Raw genomic sequence first — 22,198 nt, 5'->3', positions numbered from 1 at the left:
CCGTCTAGGACGCCTGTCGACGCACGTTCGCAAGCTCGTCATCGACGTGAACGGGCACCGGGCCGCGTGCTTCGCGACCGGGCGCCGCTTCACGGACACCTTCACAGATCCAGCACCAGCATCGGCGTCACCGCACGCGAGCAGCACGGCAGCATCTGGTCGTTGGCCGCGCGTTCGTCGTCGGTCAGGTAGACGTCGCGATGATCGGGCGTGCCGGACAGCACGCGCGTGAGACACGTGCCGCACACACCCTGTTCGCACGACACCGGCACGTCGATGCCGCAGCCGCGCAGCGCTTCGACGATCGATGTGCCGACGGGCACGTCGACCACGCGTCCCGATTGCGCGAGCGATACCTGGAAAGCTGCGTCGCCGCCGCCGGAAGGCGCGGCATCCGCATCCGGGCCGACCGGGCCGAAGTGCTCCCGATGCACGTTCGCCGCGTCCCAGCCTGCGTCGGCCGCCGCCGCCAGCGCGGCGCCGATGAAGCCGCCGGGGCCGCACACGTACAGATGCGTGCGGGGCGCGGGGTTCGCGAGCAGCTGCGCGAAATCGATGCGCCGGCCGGCCGGCGCGTCGTCGAACCAGAGCCGCGTGCGGGCCTTCAGCCCCGGCGTGTCGAGCCGGTCGAGAAAGGCGGCGCGCGCCGGCTCGCGCGCGCAGTAATGCAGTTCGAACGACTGTCCGGTCTCGATCAGGTGCGCGGCCATGCTGAGCAACGGCGTGATGCCGATGCCGCCGGCCAGCAGCACGCTGTGCGCGGCATCCGGGGCGAGCGGGAAATGATTGCGCGGGGCGCTGACGTCGAGCGTCGCGCCGGGCTCGCACGCGTGCATGGCGCGCGAACCGCCGCGCGACGCGGGCGCGTCCAGCACGCCGATCCGGTAGACGCCCGCTTCGGACGGGCTGTTGCACAGCGAGTACTGGCGGACGAAGCCGCCGACGTGAACGTCGATATGCGCGCCGGCCGTGAACGGCGGCAGCGCGGCGCCGTCGGCGGACGCCAGTTCGAACACGCAGATGTCGGTCGCGGCGGGAAGCTTGCGGGTGACTGTGACTTTCATGGGAAGAAGGGAGTGAGCGACTCGCACCGCCGCGGCGCGACGGTGCGGGTCGCGGTCAGCACGACAGCGCGGCGGCGCGCTCCTGGTCGATCAGCCGGTCGAGCACGCGCCGCGACTGCACGCCGCCCGCGTCGATGTTGAGCTTGAGGAGCGGCCGGTCGGGCCAGGTCAGCAGGTTGCGCTGCTGCGCTTCGAGCATGTCGAGATCCTCGGCGAAGATCGCGCCCTGTCCGTTGCGGATCGTCTCCGTCAGCGAGCGATCGTCGACCGCGAAGCTGCGCGCCATGCCCCAGAAGTACCAGATCGACGTTTCCGTCTCCGGCGTGATGAAGTCGACGACGATGCTCGACACCTTGTCGCGCGGGTCCGCGTCGTAACCGCCCTTGCCCGCATGCGCGACGCCGACCTCGATCATCACGTGGCTCGGCGGCGTGAAGTGGCAGATCTGCCAGCGGTCGCAGCGCACGTCGTCGGCCAGGCCGTTGCCGCGCAGTGCGGCCGCCCAGAACGGCGGCGGAACGATGCCTTCCATGAACCGGCTGGTCGTGACCGTGTCGCCGTTCACTTTCGTCGCGGGCGGCGCTTCCTCGATCTCCGGCTGCCCGATGCTCGACGCATGCACGTAGGTTTCATGCGTGAGGTCCATCAGGTTGTCGATCATCAGCCGGTAGTCGCAATCGATGTGATACAGGCCGCCGCCGTAGGCCCAGCCCGGATCGTCGGCCCACTCGAGGCGGTGGATCGCGGCCGGATCGGCGCGCTCGGGATCGCCGGGCCACACCCATACGAAGCCGTACCGCTCGACGGCCGGATAGGTGCGGATCGCGGGAATGCCGCCGACGCGCTGGCACGGCATGCTCGTGCACTTGCCGTTCGACGCCATCGTCAGCCCGTGATAGCCGCACACGAGCCGGCCGTCCCGGACGGTGCCGAGCGACAGTGGCGCACCGCGGTGCGGGCAGAAATCCTCGAGCGCGGCGACCGCGCCGTCCGCGTCGCGAAAGAACACCATCCGCTCGCCGCAGATCTGCCGGCCGAGCGGCTTGCCCGCGAATTCGTCGGGCGTGCACGCGACATACCACGCGTTTTTCAGGAACATGCGTCTCCTCCATGGCGTGCGCGCACGCCAGGCGTCTCGTTGAATGAACGGTGCCCCATGCTTCATGCACCGTGCGAAGAGGCCGCGCGCCGGTCAGCCGGCGTCGCGGCGAATCAGGTTGCCACCCTTGAGCCGCGTCATCGCGCGCTGGTTGTCGAGTACGCGCCGCAGGTTGCCGTGCGCGATCTGCGCGTGCTCCCGCATCAGCGCTTCCGCGCGCGCACCCTGGCGGCATTCGATCGCGTCGAGCACGGCGCGATGCTGGGCCTGCGCGACGATCAGCGTGTCCCGCGCGCGCGGATCGAGCGATTGCACGACGACGAATGCGCTCGCGGACGCGAACGGCAGCGTAGCGACCTTGTCGATCTGCCGCGCGACCACGTCGCTGCCGGCCGCGGCCGCGAGCAGCCGATGGAAACGGGCATTTGCGTCGACGTAGCGGGAGATAGTGTCGTCGGTCAGCGGGCCGGCCAGCAGCACGTCGATTTCGTCGGCGCACGCATGCAGGTCGCGCAGGATCGACGGCGGCACACCGCGCTCGGCCGCGAACCGCGCGGCGAGCCCTTCGAGCGTGCCGCGCAGCTCGATCGCGTCGCCGATCTCGCGCGCCGAGAACGCGCGCACCGCAAACCCGCCGGTTGCGATCGGCTCGATCAGCCCTTCCTCCTGCAGCCGGATCAGTGCCGCGCGCACCGGTGTGCGCGACACGCCGAGCCGCTCGACGACCCACAGTTCGGAAATGCGCGCGCCGGGCGCGAGTTCGCCGCCGACGATGAGCTCGCGCAGGCCGAGCAGCGTACGGACGGTTTGCGACGGGGAAGCGGTGCGAAGGTCGGAAGGCGAGGTGTCGAGGTCGGTCATGGCGAGTAGCGGGGCGGTGCCGCAAAGTCTGCGTCGATGTGCGGTGTTGTCAGGTTGCCTGAGAAAATTGTATACATCGATGCTGCACGATCAAGCGAAATCGTGCGGATCCTCGGGTAAACGACGATCGAAACAGCCGGAAGCCGGGCGTCGTGTATACAGTGCGCCGGCCGCCGCGATCGGGCCCTCGCGCGCCTGTCCGCCGTGCGGGTCGCGTGAGGTAAGATGGCCCGCGATATTCATCCCGACACGTTCATGAGTTCGACTCCCGTCAAACCGGCCGGCGCGAAACGCGCTGCCCGCGCCACCGAAGCCAAATCGCCGATGCGTGCGCAGCAACGGCTGACTTACCTGATCGGCAATCTCGATCGGTTGCTGCGCCGCCAGATGAGCGATGCGCTCGCGCCGCTCGGCGTGACGCTCGCGCAATACACGGCGCTGTCGGTGCTGGAGGCGCGCGGCGCGCTGTCCAACGCGCAGCTCGCGGTGCGCTCGTTCATCACGCCGCAATCCGCGAACGAGGTGATGGTGGCGATGGCCGCCCGCGGCTTCGTCACGCGCGAGGCCGATCCGAACCACGGCCGCGTGATCCTGCTGCGCCTGACCGACGAAGGCTCGGCGATCCTGCGCGACTGCGAACGGGTGCTGCGCCCGCTCGAGCGCCGGATGCTCGGCGACGACGTGACCACCGACGAAGTCGCACAGGTTCAGCACACGCTCGAACTGTTCGTGCGCAACCTGCGCGACTGAGCGTCCGTCCCTTTCGGCACATTGCGCGTTCCGCGCGGCCGTGTCCGGCCGGTTTCCGCGCGCCTTGCGGGTTAACACCGGCGCTCCGCACACTTGAAATATCAGGTTACCTGTTATTAAATCGTCCCGTCCCGTGAAGGGATGACGATCCGAACGGTCTGCTGCCGAGCGGATTTTATTTCGGACACTGAATCAGGTTGCCTGATATTTTGTGGTACGTGATCCGATCATGAAAAATGACCCCGCGCATGCATTCGGGCATGTCGCGCAAGTCAAGGCTTGGAGACGAAATGGATACTACCGTTGCCGCAAGGCCGGCCGTCGCGACGACGCTCGGTCTGTGTTTCGCGATCGCGCTGCTGGAGGGGCTCGACCTGCAGTCGGTGGGCGTGGCCGCGCCGCGCATGGCGCATGAATTCGGGTTGACGGTGTCCCAGATGGGGCTCGCGTTCAGCGCAGGCACGTTCGGCCTGCTGCCGGGCGCGATGCTCGGCGGCTGGCTCGCCGACCGCGTTGGCCGCAAACGGGTGCTGATCGCGTCGGTCTGCCTGTTCGGACTGCTGTCGATCGCGACCGCGCAGGTGTCGACCTTCGCGATGCTGGTCGTGGTGCGCGCGCTGACCGGGCTCGGGCTCGGCGGCGCGATGCCCAACCTGATCGCGCTGTCTTCCGAAGCCGTCGACGCACGCTCGCGCAGCAGCGCGGTGGCCGTGATGTATTGCGGCATTCCGTTCGGCGGCATGATCGCGTCGCTGATCGGCGTGCTGCTGGCCGGCGACACCGAATGGCGGCACATCTTCTACGTCGGCGGCGTCGGGCCGCTGCTGCTCGCTCCGCTGTTGCTCGTCCTGCTGCCGGAATCGCGCGCATTCCTCGACGTCAGCGCGTCGGGCGCCGCGCGTCCGGGCGTCGCGCACACGCTGTTCGGCGGCGCGCGCACGGGCACCACGCTCGCGCTGTGGCTCAGCTATTTCTGCACGCTGATCGTGCTGTATTTCCTGCTGAACTGGCTGCCGTCGCTGATGGCGGCGAAGGGGCTCGCGCGCAGCCAGGCCGGGATCGTGCAGATCTTCTTCAACATCGGCAGCGGCCTCGGCGTGCTCGGCATCGGCATGTCGATGGACCGGATGAAGCCGTCGCGGGTCGTCGTCGGGATGTATGCGGGGATCGTGCTGTCGCTTGCCGCGCTGGCGGTCGCGCCGGGGCTGGCCTGGCTGTCCGTCGCGGCATTCGCGGCAGGGATGTTCGTCGTCGGCGGCCAGTCGGTGCTGTATGCGCTTGCCGCGATGTATTACCCGACCGCGATGCGCGGCACCGGCGTCGGCTCCGCGGTCGCCGTCGGCCGGCTCGGCTCCGTCGTCGGGCCGCTCGCGGCCGCGACGCTGCTGGCCGCCGGGCGCAGTGCGCCGATGGTGATCGGCGCGAGCATCCCCGTCACGCTGGTCGCCGCCGTCGCCGCGCTGGTGCTGATCCGGCGGCCGCAGGCACACGACTGAGTTCCGTTTCTTTCATCCACGAGCGCCGACAGAGCGCGATATCGACACAGGTCTGGAGACACCCACCATGAAGCACACCAAAGCCTTGCTGGCAGCCGGCGCATGCGCGCTGGCCGCGACCGGCGCGCATGCGCAATCGAGCGTGACGCTGTACGGGATCATCGACACGGGCGTCGAGTTCGTGTCGCACGCGAACGCGGCCGGCGACCACGTCGTGCGCATGCCGGCCGTGACGGGCGAACTGCCGTCGCGCTGGGGGCTGCGCGGCAGCGAGGATCTCGGCGGCGGCTATCAGGCGGTATTCACGCTGGAAAGCGGCTTCAACGTGCGCGGCGGCGATCTCGGCCAGGGCGGCCGGCTGTTCGGCCGGCAGGCATTCGTCGGGCTGAAGGGCGGTTTCGGCACGCTCGCGTTCGGCCGCCAGTACACGATGACCTACCTCGCGCTGCAGGGCGCGGACATCATCGGCCCCGACATCTACGGGCTCGGCTCGTTCGACGCATACGTGCCGAACGGCCGCGCCGACAACGCGGTGACCTACCTCGGCACCTATCGCGGCGTGACGCTCGGCGCCGCGTATTCGTTCGGCCGCGACGGCGCGGGCACCGGCAACTCGCCGGGGCAGGGCACGTGCGCGGGGCAGGTGCCCGGCGACGCGGTCCAATGCCGCAACTGGTCGGTGATGCTCAAGTACGACAGCGCGAACTTCGGCGCGGCGGCGTCGTATGAAGAGCAGCGCGGCGGCACGGGCGCGGCCGCGAACTTCTTCGACGGTGTCGCGCCGGTCGCGTTCACGAGCCACGCCGGCAAGGACGCGCGCGTGCACGTGAGCGCCTATGCGCAGGCGGCCGGCGCGAAGATCGGCGCGGGCTGGATCGGTCGGCGCGTGTCGACCGGGTCACCGGCCGCGCCCGGCGCGCATTCCGACCTGTTCTTCGTCGGCGCGTCGTATGCGGTGAAGCCCGATTTCGTCGTCGACGGCGAAGGCTACCGGATCGTCAATACCGCGCACGACACGCGCGCGACGATGGCGACGCTGCGCGCGACCTATCTGCTGAGCAAGCGCACGGCCGTCTATGCGCAATCGTCGTATCTGTGGAACAGCGCGCATGCACGCTACGCGGTCAGCGGCGGCGGGCCCGGCACGACGCCCGGCGCAGGGATGGGGCAGCTCGGCGCGATGGTCGGCGTGCGGCACATGTTCTGATTCACCGGCGTGACGAACCCAACGGGAGTTATCTTGAACAGGAAATCTGCATTCCTCTGTATCGCGCCGCTCTCCGCTGCGGCCGTGCTCGCCGGTTGCGGCGGCGACGATTCGGTCAGCTCCGCGCCGACGCACCTGAGCGCCGCGACGCCGGCCGCGATGGCGCAGACCTGCGACGCACTCGCCGCGAAACTCGCGTATGCGAACACGTCGTTCACGTCGGTGACGACCGCGGCCGCCGGCGCGCTGACGGTGGCCGGCAAGCCGGTCGCCGAGCACTGCGTGATCGCAGGGAAGATGAACGAGCGCGTGAGCGCGGTGGACGGCAACACCTATGCGATCGGATTCGAGATGCGTTTGCCGAAAGCGTGGAACGGTCGCTTCTTCTACCAGGCGAACGGCGGGCTCGACGGCAGCGTCGTCACCGCAACCGGTGCGATCGGCGGCGGCGGGCCGCTGACCAATGCGCTGAACCAGGGCTTCGCGGTGATCAGCTCGGATTCCGGGCACAGCGCCGCGCAGAATCCGCTGTTCGGCCTCGACCCGCAGGCGCGGCTCGACTATGGCTACGGCGCGGTCGATGCGCTCACGCCGATGGCGAAGCAGGTGATCCGGCTCGCTTACGGCAAGGCGCCCGATCGCAGCTATTTCGGCGGGTGCTCGAACGGCGGCCGTCACGCGATGGTCACGGCCGTGCGCAATCCGGCCGACTACGACGGCATCATCGCCGGCGATCCGGGTTTCCATCTGCCGAAGGCGGCGATCGGCGAGATGTACGGCGCGCAGCAGTTCGCGAAGATCGCGTCGGCCACCGGCTCGAACGGGCTGCCGGACATCCGCAGCGGCTTCAACGATGCGGAGCGGCAGTTCGTCGGCGCGAAGATCCTCGAGAAATGCGATGCGCTCGACGGCGCGGCCGACGGGATGGTGCAGGACGTCGCCGCATGCCAGGCGCATTTCAGCGTCGATGCCGATATCCCGACCTGCGCGAACGGCACGCGCACCGGCGCCTGCCTGACGCCTGCGCAGAAAACCGCGCTGGAGAACGTGTTCGCGGGGGCGCGCAACAGCGCGGGCACGGCGCTGTACGCGAGCTTTCCGTACGATCCGGGCGTGGCCGCCGGCGGCTGGGCTGCATGGAAGCAGTCGAACTCGGTCACGCTCGATCCGGCCGCGATGGCGTTCACGTTCATGACGCCGCCGAAAACCGCCGCGACGCTCGCGAACCTCGCCGGCTTCGCGCTCGGCTTCGACATGGACAACGATGCGCCGGCGATCTTCGCGACAAACGGCACGTACACGCAATCGTCGTGGTCGTTCATGACGCCGCCCGACGAGACGAACCTGTCCGCGCTGAAGGCGCGCGGCGCGAAGCTGATCGCCTATCACGGCACGGGCGACCCGGTGTTTTCGTTCAACGATACGCGCGACTGGTACGCGAAGGTCGCGCAGGCGAACGGCGGCGATGCGTCGGATTTCGCGCGCTTCTATCCGGTGCCGGGGATGAACCATTGCTCGGGCGGGCCGGCGACCGACCAGTTCGACATGCTGACGCCGCTCGTCGCGTGGGTCGAGCAGGGGCAGGCGCCTGCCGCGATCGTGGCCGCCGCGCGCGACACGACCAATGCGGTGCCGAACGCGGACGTGCCCACGTCGTGGGGCGCCGGACGCACGCGGCCGCTGTGTCCGTATCCACAGGTCGCGCGCTACAACGGCTCGGGCGACGTGAATTCGGCCGCGAGCTTCAGTTGTCGTTGACGTAGCCGTCGATGGGAAGCGGCCGGCGCGTGCAGTCTCGCGCCGGCCGTTTCATTTCTGCAAGCGGGCGCTCACTCACTCGCCGGGATCGACCGGCACGTCGAGCCCGACCTTCACGCGGCTCATGCTCACGAGCGTCTTGAACCGCTTCACGTTGTTGTTCGCGAAGAACAGCTCGCGCGTGAGCGCGTTGTACTGATCCATGTTGCGCACTGCGAGGATCAGCACGAAATCCCATTCCCCCGTCACGTAGTAGCACTGCTGGATCTGCGGGCAGCGCTCGAACGCGCGCTTCATCGCGTCGAGCTGGTCGATCTGCTCGCTCTCGACTTCGACGTTCACGACGATCGTCAGCGGATGGTCGACCTTGTCCGGCGCGATCACGGCCGTGTAGCGCTCGATCACGCCGTCTTCCGCGAGACGCCGCAGGCGCCGGTTCACGGCGGCGGTCGACAGGTTGACGCGCGCGCCGAGCTCGGCCTGCGGCGTTTGCGCGTCGCGCTGGAGTTCCATCAGCAGCTTGCGGTCGAACGCATCGAGTGGGGTCGTCATGATGGCGCGTGAAACCTCGAAAGAATGAGAAATTTTTGCGTTGATGCCGTCGATTTGGCGATTTTGTTGACCGGCTTGCGCAATATTATTTTTCCATCCGACGACGAGCGCAACCGGCGCTTGCCCGATCCGACCCACTCGACAGGCCGCCCGCGCGCGGTCCCGCTCAGGAACCTTCCGCCATGCTGATTGCCAACCCGCGCGCGTCGCGCACCGCCTACCCGAACGCGCTGCGCCGCGTGATGAACATCGCCTCGGCCGACGAAAGCGGCGCGTGGCTGGCGCACTGGCCGCTCGTCGGCCACGCGCGCACGCCGCTGCGCACGCTGCCCGACCTCGCCGCGCGGCTCGGCGTCGCGAGCGTCAGCGTGAAGGACGAGTCGTGCCGCTCGCCGCTCGGCAGCTTCAAGGCGCTCGGCGCGCCGATCGCGCTGGTGCGGCTCGTGAAGCGGCTGCGCCGCACGCAGGATCTCGATCCGCAAGGGCTCGTCACCGGCGCCTATGCGTCGGCGCTGGCCGACCTGACGGTGATCAGCGCGACCGACGGCAACCACGGCCGCGCGCTGGCCGCCGCCGCGCGCGCGATCGGCTGCGGGTGTGTGATCGTGCTGCACGCGAACGTCGACGCCGAGCGCGAACGCGCGATCTCGGCGTACGGCGCGCGGATCGTGCGTATCGCGGGGAACTACGACGAGTCGGTCGTCTGCGCCGCGCAGCTCGCGCAGGCGAACGGCTGGTACGTCGTGTCGGATACGTCGTACGACGGCTACGAAGCGATTCCGCGCGATGTGATGCAGGGCTATGGCGTGATCGCCGCCGAAGCGGCCGCGCAGGCGGCAGAGGAGGACGGGCGGCCGTTCACGCACGTGTTCCTGCAGGGCGGCGTGGGCGGCCTCGCCGCGGGCGTCGCGAGCTATCTCTGGGAGCGCGACGGCGTGCAGCGGCCGCGCTTCGTCGTCGTCGAGCCGCGCCAGGCCGATTGCCTGTACCAGAGCGCGCTGGCGGGGCGCGCGACGAGGGCGACCGGCAGCGTCGATTCGGTGATGGCCGGGCTCGCGTGCGGCGAGGCGTCGCCGCTCGCGTGGGATTTCCTCGAGATGTGCATCGACCACTTCATGCTGATCGACGACGAAGACGCGGTGCACGCGATGCGCGGCCTCGCGGCCGGCAGCGAGCGCGACGTGCCGCTCGTCGCCGGCGAATCGGGCGCGGCCGGCGTCGCGGGGCTGGCGGTGCTGATGCGCGACCCGGCGCTCGCGCGGCAGGTCGGGCTCGACGCGAACGCGCGCGTGCTGGCGATCAATACGGAAGGCGCGACGGCGCCGTCCGTGTACCGGAACTGCGTCGGCGAGACGGCCGACGCGGTGCTCGCACGGCAGCGCGACTGGCTGAGCCGCGCGGCGGTGGCTGCCTGAACGACATGACGACCGACGAGGCGAATGCAATGGACCCAATGGACCCAACCGACGCAAGCGAAGAAAGCACGCTCCAGGGGCGACTGAAGACCTGGCGCCGCCATCTGCACCAGTATCCCGAGACGGGTTTCGAAGAAGTGAACACGTCGGACTACGTCGCGCGCATCCTGACGACGCTCGGGCTCGACGTGCATCGCGGGATCGGCGGCACGGGGCTCGTCGCGAACCTGACGGCCGGCACCGGCGCGCGCGCGATCGGCATCCGTGCGGACATGGACGCGCTGAACATCGCCGAGCACGCGCCGGGCCGCGAACATGCATCGCGCACGCCGGGCAAGATGCATGCGTGCGGGCACGACGGCCACATGTCGATGGTGCTCGGCGCCGCGCAGCTGCTGGCCGAGCGCAAGGATTTCGACGGCACGGTGCGCTTCATTTTCCAGCCGGCGGAAGAGCATGGCCGCGGCGCGAAGGCGATGATGGCCGACGGTTTGTTCGAGCGCTTTCCGGTCGATGCGATCTTCGGCGCGCACAACATGCCGGGCATGCGTGCAGGCACGTTCTCGACGCGCGCGGGCGGCATCATGGCGAGCGAGGACAATTTCGTAATCCGGATCAATGGGCGCGGCACGCATGCCGCGCGGCCGCACATGGGCATCGATCCGATCGTGATCGGCTCGCAGATCGTGCTCGCGCTGCAGACGATCGTGTCGCGCAATCTCGACCCGGGCCAGCAGTCCGTGATCTCGTGCACGGAATTCATCACCGACGGGCTGCGCAACGTGCTGCCGTCGACCGTGACGATCAAGGGCGACACGCGCAGCTATTCGCGCGATGTGCAGGCGTTGCTGGAAACGCGGATGCGCGAGATCAGCGAAGGGATCTGCCGCACGCACGGCGCGACCTGCACGTTCGAGTACACGCACGAGTTCGCGCCGACGGTGAATTCGCCGGAATGGGTCGACACGGCTGTGCAGGCCGCCGCGCAGATTGCCGGCGCCGACGCGGTGAACGCCGACGTGCAGCCGATGATGATCTCGGAGGATTTCGGCGCGTTCCTGCAGGCGGTGCCGGGCAATTTCGTGTTCATCGGCAACGGCGAAGCGGCCGGGCAGGGCGGCGTGCCGCTGCACAACGCGACGTACGATTTCAACGACGCGATCTTGCCGGTCGGCGCGCGGTATTTCGCGGAAGTGGCGCGGCGCGCGTTGAAGGCGGACTAACGGAACCAACGGGCGAGGCGGTACGGCGCGCGCCGTACCGTGCGTCAGCCCCTCACACCAGTTCGCCGAGGCACGCGTCGAACTGCGCGACGAGCCGGTCGACATCGTCGGCCGTCGTCTGCGGACACACGAGCATCATGTTGTGGAACGGCGTGATCAGCACGCCGCGATTCAACAGGTACAGGTGCACGATGTGTTCGAGTTCGCTGTCGAGTTGCGCGCCGGCCAGCGTGCCGTTGCGCGGCGGCACGGGCGCGAACTGGAATTCGGTGCGCGCGCCGATGCGCGTCACGCACCACGGCAGCCCGTGTTTCGCGATCGCCTGTTCGAGCCCCGTCGCCAGCCGCGCGGCGAGTTCGAACATGTGCGCATACGCGGCGTCGGTCGCGACGTCGGCCAGCGTCGCGCGCATCGCATGCATCGCGAGCATGTTCGCGGTGAGCGTCGTGCCGATGCCCGAATGGCCGGGCGGTGCGTTCAGCTTCGCCTGCTTCGCGCGTTCGGCGAATTCGGCGCTGAAACCGTACACCGCGCACGGCACGCCGCCCGCGATCGGCTTGCCGACCACCAGCATGTCCGGTTCGAGATCGTGCGCGACCGCGTAGCCGCCGGGGCCGCTGCTGATCGTGTGCGTCTCGTCGATCACGAGCAGCGTGCCGTGGCGGCGCGTCAGTTCGCGAGCGGCCTCCCAGAAGCCCGGGTCGGGCAGCACCATCCCGATGTTCGTCATCGCGGGCTCGGCGAGCACGCACGCGACATCGCCATGTTTCAGCGCGGCTTCGAGTGCGGCCAGGTCGTTGAATTCGACGACGCGCGTGTTCGCGAGCAGGTCGTAGGACTGCCCGAGCAGGCTGTCGCGCTGCACCGGGCGGCAGTCGACGAGATCGACGAACACGTCGTCGACCGTGCCGTGATAGCAGCCGTTGAACACGACGATCGTATTGCGGCCGGTGGCCGCGCGCGCCCAGCGCAGCACGAAGCGGTTCGCGTCGCTGGCGCTCAATGCGAATTGCCAGACCGGCAGCCTGAAGCGGCGTGCGAGTTCGCGCGATACCCATGCGGCGTCCTCGCTCGGCAGCATCGTCGTGTAGCCGCGCGTGGCCTGCTCGACGAGCGCGCGGGCGACCGGTTCCGGCGCATGGCCGAACATCGCGCCGGTATCGCCGAGGCAGAAGTCGACGTAGCGGTGGCCGTCGACGTCGGTGAACGTCGCGCCGCGCGCCTCCTTCACGTACAGCGAGAACGGTGTCGACCAGTCCTGCATCCAGTGCAACGGCACGCCGAACAGCAGGTGCTCGGACGCTTCCGCGGACAGCGCGCGGGAGACCGGCATGGCTTCGGTGAACGCTTGGCGCTCGCGATCGAACAGCGCGCGGGCGCGGATGAGGTCGACTCCGTGGCGGGAAGGCAAAGGCAGCTCCTGGGCTGTGAAGAAGGAGAAACGATAGCGCGGGCGGCAGGCGGCTGAACAGGGGCGGAATTACCGAGGCACGTCGGCGAGGGATTTTCCGGGCATGTCCTATTTGATTTCAAGATGGCACTGGTGAATGGAAACCGCAATGAACCGTGAAGGTTTCCATGGATGTCTAACGGATCTTTCGCGACCTATCGTTGTTGCATGCCGTGGCGCGACGGGTTCGCGCGAGCAGGCCGGTATTGGCCTGCGCGCGAATCCGGTACGTGGTTGCGATCGAATCCGGCTGACTCGATCGTGCGCGCATGCGGCAGGGCGCAGCGAAATCGACGGGGATATTGCGGGCTAATTTCGGGATAGTGGAATACCGGAATCGCCTGCAATGGGACGCGTTCGGGCGCCCGAATCCAACTCTCCAGAATGCGGGGCCGCACAATGAAAATCCGAACCCATCTCGCCACGCTCGTCGCCTGCGGTGCATTGGCCGGCATCGCGCACGCCGGCCCGACGTCGCCGCAAGCTGTCGTCAAGACAATCACGCTGACCGCGCATATCGGTGACAGCTTGTTCGCATCGAAGCCGAACGACACCGCGTACGACGTGGTCGAGCTGAATGCGATGGACGGCGCGCAGCAGACGTTCGCGGCGACGCTGCCGATCCGCATGCGCACGACGAATCCCGATATCAACGTCACGGTGCTGCAGCCGCTGCGGCTGTCGAACGGCCGCGACGACATGGTCAACGCGAAGGTCGTGCTGATGATGGCGGGCGCGGGCACGGCGGATATCGTGCCCGGTGCCGCTTGCCCGCTCACGCTGGTGAGCCGCGGACACGACGGATTCGACGGCTACGACGAAACCCGCAACGTGAAGATCAGCGCGCAAGCGCCGGCCGCCGGTGACGCGGTGTCGCCGAACCGGCACTATCGCGGCGACCTCGTGCTGGTGTTCGAGGCGGCTGCTTCAGCAGGGCGCGAGCCGGCGACGGGGGCCGTCGCGTCGGCTGGCGAGTAGGAAGTCGCCCCGGCGGAGAGCTTCCGCCGGGGATTTCTAGTTGAAGTTTTTGCGCATAAACATACGACAACACATCTCTAGAGATGCGTTTTTCAAATGTGAGTGTGCGCACACATTCGCGGCATTGAGTCAGTAAAAAATGGGTTGGCCGGCAAATACCTGCCCTGTTTGAATTGCGTCCAGACTGAGCGATGTAGTACGACGACGTATGAATAACAATCCGCCGTCCCGGCGCATCGATATCCCTACGCTGAAGGAATGCCTACCGCCGCCGTTCGTCTAAGTCCGTCCTGTCGCTCTCGTCGAAGCGGGTGTCGCGCCGTGCCTTCATCGGTCGGACCGGCGCATGATGCGGTGCGCCCACGCCCACCCATCGTGCAGACCGTGATGAACCAGGTCGTGAAGGCGAGCAACGCGAGGCTGAACGGCGTGACCGCGTCGTGTGTCCAGGCGATCGTCGCGCAGGGGCCCATTGCGTTCGACTGCAACGGCACGCTGCCGATCACGTCGCCGGGCAGGTGGTCAACACGACGATCACCGACAAGCGGTGAAGCAATGAGGTGCGGGAGGAAGGGTGTTCGCGTGCGGGGTGGCCGCTCGATGCACGCGAACGCGACGGCACAGGCAAAAGCAAAAGCGAGCGAACGTGAACGCGTTACGCGAGCGTCTTCACCATGTGGTGCTCGTCGTAGAACTTGCCGTCGACGAACAGCGAGCGCGGCTCCGTGCCGAACCGCACGAATCCCTGCGACGCATACAGGCGCTCCGCGGTGCCGTTCGCTGCGTTTACGCACAGCATCAGCTGCTTGCAGGCCCACGCTTGCGCGGCATGCCCGGTCGCGCTTTCGAGCAGCGCCTGCGCGATGCCTCGCCCGCGATACGCGGGATCGACGAACACGCCCCAGATCGTCGCCTTGTGCGCGATCTTCACGCGTGCATCGCGGCGCACGCCGGTGATGCCGACGAGCGTGTCGCCGTCGAACGCGCCGAACACCGCGCGCTCGTGGGTCGGCGTGATGCGCGTTGCGAATTCGTCGACCGGCACCTGGGATTCCTCGTCGAGCGTCGGCAGGAAGGACGTGGGGGCGGTGTCGACCGCACGCAGGCGAACGGTCTGGAAACGGGCGGCGTCGGCCGCATCGAGCAGGCGGGTCGTGATCGTCATCGGCTGGATTCCGGTTGAAGGTCGTGCATGCCGGCGCGCGCCGCTGCGGCCGCGCGATGCATCGCGCCTATCCTAATCGGAATCCGGATCACGCGTGGTCGCGTTCGGCGCGTGGCGCCGGCTTCAAGGAAGGGATGACGTGAAGCGCGCGACGTCGTGGCGAATCCGTGCACGACGTCGAACGTGCAACGTGCGCGCGATCAGGTCACGCGCACGCAACGGGCATCGATCAATACCGCGACAGCTGATTGCCGTTGATCTGCACGCGGTCGCCCGGACGCAGGTTGCCCGGCGACTGCACGTCGAACGAGCGCATCGAGCCGTCGCTGACCTGCACGTCGATCCGGTAGCTGCTCGGGCCTTGCGCGGCGCCCATCTGCTGGCCGATCTGGTTGCCCGCGACCGCACCGCCGAGCGCGCCGATCACGGTTGCGGCATCGCGGCCATGGCCGCGGCCGAACTGGTTGCCCACCAGGCCGCCGACCAGCGCACCGACGACGGTGCCGGCCACGCCCGACGGGCCGACCGAGCCGTTGACCGGCTGGATGTTCGACACGGTGCCGTACTGCGTGCCGTACGGGGTCGCGTATTGCTGTTGCTGATTGCCGTACTGGTCATACGGTTGCGATCCGTACTGCGGCTGGTTGCCGTATTGATCGTACGGCTGCGGCGCCTGGTTCGGGTATGCGGGCTGCTGCTGCACGTAGCCCGGTTGCGAATACGCGGGCGTCGCGTATTGCTGCTGCTGCGGATAGCCCGGCTGCGCGCCGTAGTAGCCGGGCGCGACACAGGCGGTCAGCGGAAGCGCCGCCACGGCGACGAGCGAGGCGAACAGAACGGTCTTCGTGGAAGGCATGCGCATCATGGTATTTCCTGCATCGGCAACGTGTCCGCCGATGGATTCCCGTCAAGGGTGGCGAACTCGGCGTGAGTATAAGGAATGGCCGGATGCGCGTCCGGTGCGGCCGGGTAACAACGTGTAAAGTCTGTTGCCGCGTAAATCGCCGCGCGGACGGGCCGTTCCAGCCATGCCCGGCAAGGGCGCGCGGCGGTTGCCGGCCAGCCGTGTGACGGTGACGCGGCCCACGTGTTTCAGGCGGCATCGCCGTCCTCTCCCCGGCGATCGAGCCCCGTCGTCGCGCCAGGCCCGGCGGGCATGTGCGCCGCGCATCGCGAAATCGAATGCGCGGCATCGCGACATTTAATTGGCCTCGGGCGGCAGCGTCCGATATCGTGGCCGGATTCCCTGCCAACGTTCGCGCCGCGCCGGCTGCGGTTCCTTCCCCTGTCCGCGCCGGCATCGCGCAGCGACTGCCCTACATGCCAAGCCATGACTGAACGACTCTTCATCAACGCCGTCGATGCCGGCGGCCAGCCCGTCAACCTCGTCGTCCGTGACGGCCGCTTCGCCGCGATCGGCGCCGATTGCGCAGCCGCGCCCGGCGCGCAGACGATCGACCTTGGCGGCCGCGTCGTGCTGCCCGGTTTCGTCGACGGCCACATCCACCTCGACAAGAGCTTCGTCGGCGATCGCTGGGTGCCGCACGAATCGGCCGGCTCGCTGCGCGAGCGGCTCGCGGTCGAGAAGCGCCAGCTCGCCGCCGCGCCGCCGATCGTCGAGCGTGCGAACGCGCTGATCGCGCAGGCCGCCGCGTTCGGCACGATCGCGATGCGCAGCCACGTCGACGTCGATGCGACGACGGATTTGTCGAACCTGCAGGCCGTGATGGCCGCGCGCGAACAATGGCGCGGGATCGTCGACATCGAACTGGTCGCGTTTCCGCAGGCCGGCGTCGTGACGTGCCCGGGCACCGCCGAGATTCTCGATGCAGCCGTGCGCGAAGGCGCGGACGTGGTCGGCGGGATCGACCCGACGACGCTGGACGGCGATGCGGACGGCCAGCTCGACATCGTGTTCGGCATCGCCGAGAAGCGCGGCGCGAAGATCGACATCCACCTGCACGAGCCGGGCGAAACCGGCATCGCGCAATTGCTGCGGATCGCGGCGCGCACGCGTGCGGCCGGGCTCGGCGGCCGTGTGAACGTGAGCCATGCGTATGCGCTCGGCCAGGTGAGCGATGACGACGTGCAGCGCACCGCGGCGGCACTCGCCGAAGCCGGCGTGTCGATCCTGACGAATGCGCCGGGCGATTGCGCGTTCCCGCCGGTACGGCAACTGCGCGACGCGGGCGTGCACGTGTTCGCGGGCAACGACAACATTCGCGACGCGTGGTGGCCGTACGGCAACGGCGACATGCTGCAGCGCGCGATGATGGTCGGCTACCGGTCGGGCTTCTACACCGACGAAGCGCTCGCCATCGCCCTCGACATGGTGACGCATGCCGGCGCACGCGCGATCGGCAAGGAACGCTACGGCATCGCGGTCGGCTGCGACGCGAGCTTCGTCGCGGTGCGTGCGCCGAACGCGGCGGCTGCCGTCGCGGGCGTGCCGGCCGAGCGCTGGGTATTCCGTCGCGGCGAAAGCGATACGGGTGCGCCGTTCGCGCCGTCGCTGCGCTTCACGCGCTGATCCACCGACCGGCGGCGCGGCATGCGCCGTGCGCGCTTCGCACTGACCGTCCCCATCGGAACCGACATGACGAACCTGCTGATCCGCAACGTCCGCACGAGCGCCGATACTGCGCTCGACCTCCTGATCGAAGGCGACCGCATCGCGCGTGTCGGCCCGTCGCTCGACGCGCCCGCCGGCTGCGCGATCGAGGACGGCGCGGGCGCGCTTGCACTGCCTGGCCTCGTCGAAGGCCACACGCACCTCGACAAGACGCACTGGGGGATGCCGTGGTATCGCAACCAGGTCGGGCCGCGCCTCGTCGACCGCATCGAGAACGAGCGTCACTATCGCGCGACCAGCGGCCACGACGCGGGCGCCGCATCGCTCGCGCTCGCACGCGCATTCCTCGCGGCCGGCACGACGCGCATCCGCACGCACGTCGACGTCGATACCGAAGCCGGGCTGCGCCATCTGCACGGCGTGCTCGCGACGCGCGAGACGCTGCGCGGGCAGGTCGAAATCCAGATCGTCGCTTTTCCGCAATCGGGCGTGCTCAAGCGGCCGGGCACCGATGCGCTGCTGTCCGACGCGCTCGGCGCGGGAGCCGACCTGCTCGGCGGGCTCGACCCGTGCGCGATCGAAGGCGATCCGGTCAAGGCGGTGGACGTGCTGTTCGCGATCGCCGAGCGCCACGGCCGCGGGCTCGACATCCACCTGCACGAGCGCGCGTCGATGGGCGCGTACTCGCTCGACCTGATCCTGCAGCGCACGGCCGCGCTCGGCATGCAGGGGAAGGTCACGATCAGCCACGGCTTCTGTCTCGGCGATATCGCCGAACGCGAGCGCGACGCGCTGCTCGCGCAGATGGCCGAACTCGGCGTGGCGATCGTCACGACCGCGCCGGCGGCGGTGCCGGTGCCGCCGGTGGCAGCATGCCGCGCGGCCGGCGTGACCGTGATCGGCGGCAACGACGGCGTGCGCGATACGTGGACGCCGTACGGCTCGCCCGACATGCTCGAACGCGCGATGCTGATCGGCATGCGCAACGACTTCCGCCGCGACGATGCGCTCGAAGTCGCGCTCGACTGCGTGACCCACAGCGCGGCGCGCGGTTGCGGTTTCGCGGCTTACGGGCTGGAGCCGGGCAGCCGCGCGGACGTCGTGCTCGTCGATGCGCTGACCTTCGCCGAAGCCGTCGTCGCGCGGCCGGCGCGGCGTCTCGTCGTGTCGTCGGGGAAGATCGTCGCGCGCAACGGCGCACTGGTCTGAGCGCGGCGTCGCCCCGGTATGATCCGGTTTTCAGCCGGATTTCCGGGGAAACGACGATGCGACGCACGACAGCGGCACGGGCCGCACGATGGATGGCGGCGGCCCTGTTCGCCGTGACGGCCGCGCATGCGGTGGCGGCCGGCCCGGCCGACGCGCAGCAGGAAGCGAACCGGCGCGCGGTGCTGGCGTTCTACGAGAAAGGCCTGAACGAGAAGGACGCCGACGCCGCGCTCGCGTATGTCGGCGATCGCTACGTGCAGCACAACCCGAACGCGGCCGACGGCCGCGACGGCTTTCGCAAGTTCGTCGCGTTTCTGCGCGACAAATATCCGCAGTCGCACAGCGAGATCAAGCGCTCGTTCGTCGACGGCGACTACGTGATCCTGCACGTGCACGCGGTGCGTGAACCGGGCACACGCGGCAGCGCGATCATGGACATCTTCAGGCTCGAGAACGGCAAGATCGTCGAGCACTGGGACGTCAACCAGCCGGTGCCCGAGCAGGCCGCGAACGGCAACACGATGTTCTGATGCGCGCGGGGCGCAGCACGCCTCGTTCCGTTCTCCGTTCCGTGCTGCCGAATGAAACCCGCTTCGCTTTTGCCTACTGACGCTCGAGCTCCAGCATCGCCGCGAGCGTCTTCGTCAGCTCGCTGACCATCGGGTCGGCCGTCGGCCGGTGCAGGATCGCGATGTCCATGTGCTCGATCGGCGCGAAACCCTGCTTCGCGGTCAGCACGACGTGCTCGTCCGTGACCACGCGCGCGGGCAGCACGCTGATGCCGAGCCCGTCCGCGACGGCCGCCTGGATGCCGCTCAGGCTCGACGTCGTGAAGCTGATCCGCCAGCGGCGGCCGCGCTCCTCGATCGCCTTGATCATGTCGTCGCGGTAAAGCCCGCGCGGCGGAAACACGACGATCGGCACCGGGTCGAGATCGATCGACGGATGCTTCGCGCTGTCGATCCAGCGCAGTTTCTCGGGCCAGCGCGCGACGGCCTCGCGGCTGTCGCGCCGCTGCTTGATCAAGACGAGATCGAGTTCGCCGCGATCGTAGGCGGCGCTGATGTCGCGGCTCAGCCCGCACGTCACTTCGAGCTTGACCTGCGGATGCTCGCGCTTGAATGCGGCGAGCGCATGCGTCGTGCGGCCCGCTGCGAAATCGTCGGGCACGCCGAGCCGGATCGTCAGCGCGACCGTCGCGCCCGACAGCGCTTCCAGCATTTCGTCGTTCAGCGCGAGCATGCGCCGCGCATAGCTGAGCACCGTCACGCCCGCGTCGGTCGGCCGGACGTCGCGCGTGCCGCGGTCGAGCAGGCGGTGGCCGGCGATTTCCTCGAGCCGGCGCACCTTCTGGCTGACCGTCGACTGCGTCGAATGCAGGCGCGCGGAGGCCGTCGTGAAGCTGCCGCAGTCGGCGACCATCACGAGTGCACGCAACAGGTCGAGGTCGAACAGGGGTCTATTCATTTCTGCACTTTTGCGGATTCAAGCATTTCATTTTCAAATGTGTGCGACGACTTTTAACATGACCGGAGGCTGCGGACAATCGCGGTTTCGCCGGACTGGGCGGGGCGTTTTCGCAGCGGCTTTGAAGCGTCTGACGCATCGTATTGACCGCGCATCGGCGAGCGTGGGCATGTCGATACGGCGCGCACGCTGATCGACGCGGGCGTGAACGTCGACCACGTGAACCTGCTCGGCTGGACCGCGCAGCTGGAGGCGATCAGGCTCGGCGACGGCAGCGAGCGTTATGTGCGGATCGTGAAGTTGCTCGTCGACGGGCACGCGAACGTCGATCTGCCCGATTCGAACGGTGTGACGCCGCTGCGGCATGCACAGCAGCGTGGGTGCGGCGCGATCGAGCGGGTGCTGGTGGCGGCGGTGGCGCGGTGGGGTTTAGCGGGGGCAGCAAGGCGCTGCGGTCAGACCCATACTTTCCGGTAGAGGTGCAGCGCCTGTGACCATGCGGCAAGGTTTTTCCAGATGGACCGCAGTGGGATGCCAGAGCGTTGCGCAGCTTCCTCGGCTGCCTGCACGACGACGGGTAGCGGAACCTCGTCGAGCATGACGGCGAACTGCGATTCATATCCTGCCGGGATGTGCCCGGTGGCCAATGCGTCGACCAGTCGCAGCTCGGTCAATTCACCTTTGTAGCTGACGTTCGCACTCACGACGGCTTTGTGGAGGCCCCTTTGAGCGGGCCGCGCACGGGTCACGAGGTCGATGCCGAGCAATGCGAGCAACGGAATCAGCTTGTTGATGCCGAGATCGTTGAGCTTACCCGTTTCGAGCTGGTTGACGGTGAGGCGAGACAGCCCGGCGAGCCTGGCCAGTCGGGCCTGTGTGAGGTCAAGTTCGGCACGCCGTTTCGCGATGGCCTGACCGATTTCATAAAGTTGCATGAAGACCTTCCAACAATGGCCGAGGGTTCTCGAGTGTAAGATATATCTTACATTTCAGGGTCGGTTATCGCATGCCATCGGCAACGAGTTGCGTCGGCGGGGCGCCCTTGCTTTATCATTCTCCTTACCTTAAAGTAAGGAATCAAGGAGGTGCCATCATGACGGCAGCAACGATCACTTCGAAGGGCCAGGTCACGATCCCCGTGGACGTGCGCAATCAGCTTGGCTTGCAGTCTGGCGACCGGATCGAATTCAGTTTCAACGAGACAACCGGCCGGTATGAAGTCATTCCGGCCACGCGCTCGCTTGCGTCGCTCAAGGGCATCGTGAAGAAGCCCCTGAAACCTGTGTCGATCGAGGACATGAATCGGGCCATCGCCGAGCAGGGAGCATCCGGGCGATGATCGGACTGGATACGAATGTGCTGGTTCGCTATTTCGCTCAGGATGACGTCGTGCAATCGAAGAGGGCGACGGCGCTGATGGAGTCCCTGTCGGCCGAGCGGCCGGGGTATATTTCACAGGTGGCCCTGGTCGAGGTCGTGTGGGTGCTCGGGCGCTGCTACGGCGTCGAGCGCGAGCAGATGAAGGACATCATCGACTCGATGATCGGCACCAAGGAACTCGTGGTTGAAGGCGCCGATACGGTGCGAAAGGCGCTTCGTGTTTTCGCGGCGTCCGCGAAGGCGGACTTCTCGGACTGCCTGATCGAGCGCTCGGGGTTTGCGGCCGAGTGCGAGTACACAGCTACATTCGACGTGACGGCCTCGAAGGTCGCCGGGATGCGGTTGATCAAGTAGTTATCGCCCTGGCCGAAAAGCCGCCACATGGGACGGCCGCGCGGAGCGATTCGCGATGCGGTATAGGTCGCAATGTCGATATCGCGCTGGGCGCACCTTCGCGCCGATCATCCGTACAAATATCGCCACTCCACGGAAATCCGAAAAAAGCCCTCTTTGGCGAGCGTGCTTCGTGCAGGGTAAACACCCCAAAACCCC

22 protein-coding genes are annotated in these 22,198 nt (G+C 67.9%); 13 read left to right on the top strand and 9 right to left on the bottom strand.

Annotated elements, in window-relative coordinates; all coding sequences use genetic code 11:
• Positions 1 to 101: 101 nt before the first annotated feature.
• The 3 genes from U5798_RS09180 to U5798_RS09170 all read right to left on the bottom strand — a co-directional run bounded on the left by U5798_RS09180 (position 102) and on the right by U5798_RS09170 (position 3,024).
• The gene (locus U5798_RS09180; protein ID WP_322081852.1) at positions 102 to 1,064 is read right to left on the bottom strand and encodes a PDR/VanB family oxidoreductase; all 963 of its coding nucleotides are present in this window, start codon (positions 1,062 to 1,064) and stop codon (positions 102 to 104) included.
• 55 nt (positions 1,065 to 1,119) lie between these two features.
• Positions 1,120 to 2,163 carry an aromatic ring-hydroxylating dioxygenase subunit alpha gene (locus U5798_RS09175; RefSeq protein WP_322081851.1) on the bottom strand — a complete coding sequence of 348 codons (1,044 nt, stop codon included), beginning with the start codon at positions 2,161 to 2,163 and terminating at the stop codon, positions 1,120 to 1,122.
• A 93-nt stretch (positions 2,164 to 2,256) separates the two neighbouring features.
• Positions 2,257 to 3,024 carry a GntR family transcriptional regulator gene (locus tag U5798_RS09170; RefSeq protein WP_322081850.1) on the bottom strand — a complete coding sequence of 256 codons (768 nt, stop codon included), beginning with the start codon at positions 3,022 to 3,024 and terminating at the stop codon, positions 2,257 to 2,259.
• 255 nt (positions 3,025 to 3,279) lie between these two features.
• Here U5798_RS09170 and U5798_RS09165 point away from each other — a divergent pair, with 255 nt between their 5' ends.
• From U5798_RS09165 to U5798_RS09150, 4 genes are all read left to right on the top strand, one after another.
• Positions 3,280 to 3,774, top strand: coding sequence for a MarR family winged helix-turn-helix transcriptional regulator (locus U5798_RS09165; RefSeq protein ID WP_185658148.1), 495 nt, complete (start codon positions 3,280 to 3,282; stop codon positions 3,772 to 3,774).
• 290 nt (positions 3,775 to 4,064) lie between these two features.
• Positions 4,065 to 5,270 carry a 3-(3-hydroxy-phenyl)propionate transporter MhpT gene (gene mhpT / locus U5798_RS09160; protein ID WP_124450787.1) on the top strand — a complete coding sequence of 402 codons (1,206 nt, stop codon included), beginning with the start codon at positions 4,065 to 4,067 and terminating at the stop codon, positions 5,268 to 5,270.
• Positions 5,271 to 5,337: 67 nt separating this feature from the next.
• Entirely contained in the window at positions 5,338 to 6,477 is a 1,140-nt protein-coding gene (locus tag U5798_RS09155; protein WP_322081849.1) for a porin, read from the top strand.
• A gap of 33 nt (positions 6,478 to 6,510) precedes the next feature.
• Complete coding sequence (locus tag U5798_RS09150) at positions 6,511 to 8,235, top strand: tannase/feruloyl esterase family alpha/beta hydrolase (RefSeq protein ID WP_124450792.1); 1,725 nt, start codon at positions 6,511 to 6,513, stop codon at positions 8,233 to 8,235.
• Between the two features lie 75 nt (positions 8,236 to 8,310).
• Here U5798_RS09150 and U5798_RS09145 read toward each other — a convergent pair whose 3' ends face one another.
• The gene (locus tag U5798_RS09145) at positions 8,311 to 8,787 is read right to left on the bottom strand and encodes an Lrp/AsnC family transcriptional regulator (RefSeq protein ID WP_309288222.1); all 477 of its coding nucleotides are present in this window, start codon (positions 8,785 to 8,787) and stop codon (positions 8,311 to 8,313) included.
• A gap of 182 nt (positions 8,788 to 8,969) precedes the next feature.
• Between U5798_RS09145 and U5798_RS09140 the strand changes: the two genes are divergently transcribed.
• Positions 8,970 to 10,202, top strand: coding sequence for a diaminopropionate ammonia-lyase (locus U5798_RS09140; protein WP_124450796.1), 1,233 nt, complete (start codon positions 8,970 to 8,972; stop codon positions 10,200 to 10,202).
• Positions 10,203 to 10,240: 38 nt separating this feature from the next.
• Entirely contained in the window at positions 10,241 to 11,425 is a 1,185-nt protein-coding gene (locus tag U5798_RS09135; protein ID WP_124451130.1) for a M20 aminoacylase family protein, read from the top strand.
• Between the two features lie 52 nt (positions 11,426 to 11,477).
• Here the strand turns inward: U5798_RS09135 and U5798_RS09130 are convergent, their stop codons facing one another.
• Positions 11,478 to 12,836 (bottom strand): aspartate aminotransferase family protein, encoded by a 1,359-nt coding sequence (locus tag U5798_RS09130; RefSeq protein WP_124450798.1) that lies wholly within the window; start codon positions 12,834 to 12,836, stop codon positions 11,478 to 11,480.
• Positions 12,837 to 13,274: 438 nt separating this feature from the next.
• Here U5798_RS09130 and U5798_RS09125 point away from each other — a divergent pair, with 438 nt between their 5' ends.
• Positions 13,275 to 13,853 carry a hypothetical protein gene (locus tag U5798_RS09125; RefSeq protein ID WP_124450800.1) on the top strand — a complete coding sequence of 193 codons (579 nt, stop codon included), beginning with the start codon at positions 13,275 to 13,277 and terminating at the stop codon, positions 13,851 to 13,853.
• Between the two features lie 655 nt (positions 13,854 to 14,508).
• Here U5798_RS09125 and U5798_RS09120 read toward each other — a convergent pair.
• Positions 14,509 to 15,018 carry a GNAT family N-acetyltransferase gene (locus U5798_RS09120; protein ID WP_124450802.1) on the bottom strand — a complete coding sequence of 170 codons (510 nt, stop codon included), beginning with the start codon at positions 15,016 to 15,018 and terminating at the stop codon, positions 14,509 to 14,511.
• Between the two features lie 229 nt (positions 15,019 to 15,247).
• Complete coding sequence (locus U5798_RS09115) at positions 15,248 to 15,883, bottom strand: glycine zipper 2TM domain-containing protein (protein WP_124450804.1); 636 nt, start codon at positions 15,881 to 15,883, stop codon at positions 15,248 to 15,250.
• 465 nt (positions 15,884 to 16,348) lie between these two features.
• On the opposite strand from U5798_RS09115, the gene U5798_RS09110 reads away from it, so the two are divergent.
• From U5798_RS09110 to U5798_RS09100, 3 genes are all read left to right on the top strand, one after another.
• Positions 16,349 to 17,548, top strand: a complete 1,200-nt coding sequence (locus tag U5798_RS09110) for an amidohydrolase family protein (RefSeq protein ID WP_322081848.1) — start codon at positions 16,349 to 16,351, stop codon at positions 17,546 to 17,548.
• Positions 17,549 to 17,614: 66 nt separating this feature from the next.
• Positions 17,615 to 18,799: an amidohydrolase family protein gene (locus U5798_RS09105; RefSeq protein WP_322081847.1), complete on the top strand. Its 1,185-nt coding sequence runs from the start codon at positions 17,615 to 17,617 to the stop codon at positions 18,797 to 18,799.
• 56 nt (positions 18,800 to 18,855) lie between these two features.
• Entirely contained in the window at positions 18,856 to 19,329 is a 474-nt protein-coding gene (locus tag U5798_RS09100; protein WP_322081846.1) for a nuclear transport factor 2 family protein, read from the top strand.
• Positions 19,330 to 19,402: 73 nt separating this feature from the next.
• Here the strand turns inward: U5798_RS09100 and U5798_RS09095 are convergent, their stop codons facing one another.
• Entirely contained in the window at positions 19,403 to 20,266 is an 864-nt protein-coding gene (locus U5798_RS09095; RefSeq protein WP_124450814.1) for a LysR family transcriptional regulator, read from the bottom strand.
• 153 nt (positions 20,267 to 20,419) lie between these two features.
• On the opposite strand from U5798_RS09095, the gene U5798_RS09090 reads away from it, so the two are divergent.
• Complete coding sequence (locus tag U5798_RS09090) at positions 20,420 to 20,743, top strand: ankyrin repeat domain-containing protein (protein ID WP_415859492.1); 324 nt, start codon at positions 20,420 to 20,422, stop codon at positions 20,741 to 20,743.
• On the opposite strand, the gene U5798_RS09085 is transcribed toward U5798_RS09090, so the two are convergent.
• Positions 20,722 to 21,201, bottom strand: a complete 480-nt coding sequence (locus U5798_RS09085; RefSeq protein ID WP_124450816.1) for a helix-turn-helix domain-containing protein — start codon at positions 21,199 to 21,201, stop codon at positions 20,722 to 20,724. The two genes, U5798_RS09090 and U5798_RS09085, sit on opposite strands and share 22 nt — an antisense overlap.
• Positions 21,202 to 21,359: 158 nt before the next feature.
• Between U5798_RS09085 and U5798_RS09080 the strand changes: the two genes are divergently transcribed.
• The gene (locus U5798_RS09080) at positions 21,360 to 21,605 is read left to right on the top strand and encodes an AbrB/MazE/SpoVT family DNA-binding domain-containing protein (RefSeq protein WP_124450818.1); all 246 of its coding nucleotides are present in this window, start codon (positions 21,360 to 21,362) and stop codon (positions 21,603 to 21,605) included.
• Entirely contained in the window at positions 21,602 to 22,000 is a 399-nt protein-coding gene (locus U5798_RS09075) for a PIN domain-containing protein (protein ID WP_124450820.1), read from the top strand. The genes U5798_RS09080 and U5798_RS09075 overlap by 4 nt, the downstream gene beginning before the upstream one ends.
• Positions 22,001 to 22,198 lie beyond the last annotated feature (198 nt).

It is taken from the genome of Burkholderia sp. BCC1972, from assembly GCF_905339605.1.
GTDB lineage: Bacteria > Pseudomonadota > Gammaproteobacteria > Burkholderiales > Burkholderiaceae > Burkholderia.
The sequence above is the reverse complement of the archived record's forward strand: the minus strand, read 5'-3'. Positions and strand labels throughout refer to the sequence as shown.

Excerpts from the sequence above, each read along its gene's own strand:
- U5798_RS09180 (WP_322081852.1), bottom strand. The coding sequence starts at position 1,064 with ATGAAAGTCACAGTCACCCGCAAGCTTCCCGCCGCGACCGACATCTGC.
- U5798_RS09175 (WP_322081851.1), bottom strand. The coding sequence starts at position 2,163 with ATGTTCCTGAAAAACGCGTGGTATGTCGCGTGCACGCCCGACGAATTC.
- U5798_RS09170 (WP_322081850.1), bottom strand. The coding sequence starts at position 3,024 with ATGACCGACCTCGACACCTCGCCTTCCGACCTTCGCACCGCTTCCCCG.
- U5798_RS09165 (WP_185658148.1), top strand. The coding sequence starts at position 3,280 with ATGAGTTCGACTCCCGTCAAACCGGCCGGCGCGAAACGCGCTGCCCGC.
- mhpT (WP_124450787.1), top strand. The coding sequence starts at position 4,065 with ATGGATACTACCGTTGCCGCAAGGCCGGCCGTCGCGACGACGCTCGGT.
- U5798_RS09155 (WP_322081849.1), top strand. The coding sequence starts at position 5,338 with ATGAAGCACACCAAAGCCTTGCTGGCAGCCGGCGCATGCGCGCTGGCC.
- U5798_RS09145 (WP_309288222.1), bottom strand. The coding sequence starts at position 8,787 with ATGACGACCCCACTCGATGCGTTCGACCGCAAGCTGCTGATGGAACTC.
- U5798_RS09140 (WP_124450796.1), top strand. The coding sequence starts at position 8,970 with ATGCTGATTGCCAACCCGCGCGCGTCGCGCACCGCCTACCCGAACGCG.
- U5798_RS09135 (WP_124451130.1), top strand. The coding sequence starts at position 10,241 with ATGGACCCAACCGACGCAAGCGAAGAAAGCACGCTCCAGGGGCGACTG.
- U5798_RS09125 (WP_124450800.1), top strand. The coding sequence starts at position 13,275 with ATGAAAATCCGAACCCATCTCGCCACGCTCGTCGCCTGCGGTGCATTG.
- U5798_RS09120 (WP_124450802.1), bottom strand. The coding sequence starts at position 15,018 with ATGACGATCACGACCCGCCTGCTCGATGCGGCCGACGCCGCCCGTTTC.
- U5798_RS09115 (WP_124450804.1), bottom strand. The coding sequence starts at position 15,883 with ATGATGCGCATGCCTTCCACGAAGACCGTTCTGTTCGCCTCGCTCGTC.
- U5798_RS09110 (WP_322081848.1), top strand. The coding sequence starts at position 16,349 with ATGACTGAACGACTCTTCATCAACGCCGTCGATGCCGGCGGCCAGCCC.
- U5798_RS09105 (WP_322081847.1), top strand. The coding sequence starts at position 17,615 with ATGACGAACCTGCTGATCCGCAACGTCCGCACGAGCGCCGATACTGCG.
- U5798_RS09100 (WP_322081846.1), top strand. The coding sequence starts at position 18,856 with ATGCGACGCACGACAGCGGCACGGGCCGCACGATGGATGGCGGCGGCC.
- U5798_RS09095 (WP_124450814.1), bottom strand. The coding sequence starts at position 20,266 with ATGAATAGACCCCTGTTCGACCTCGACCTGTTGCGTGCACTCGTGATG.
- U5798_RS09085 (WP_124450816.1), bottom strand. The coding sequence starts at position 21,201 with ATGCAACTTTATGAAATCGGTCAGGCCATCGCGAAACGGCGTGCCGAA.
- U5798_RS09080 (WP_124450818.1), top strand. The coding sequence starts at position 21,360 with ATGACGGCAGCAACGATCACTTCGAAGGGCCAGGTCACGATCCCCGTG.
- U5798_RS09075 (WP_124450820.1), top strand. The coding sequence starts at position 21,602 with ATGATCGGACTGGATACGAATGTGCTGGTTCGCTATTTCGCTCAGGAT.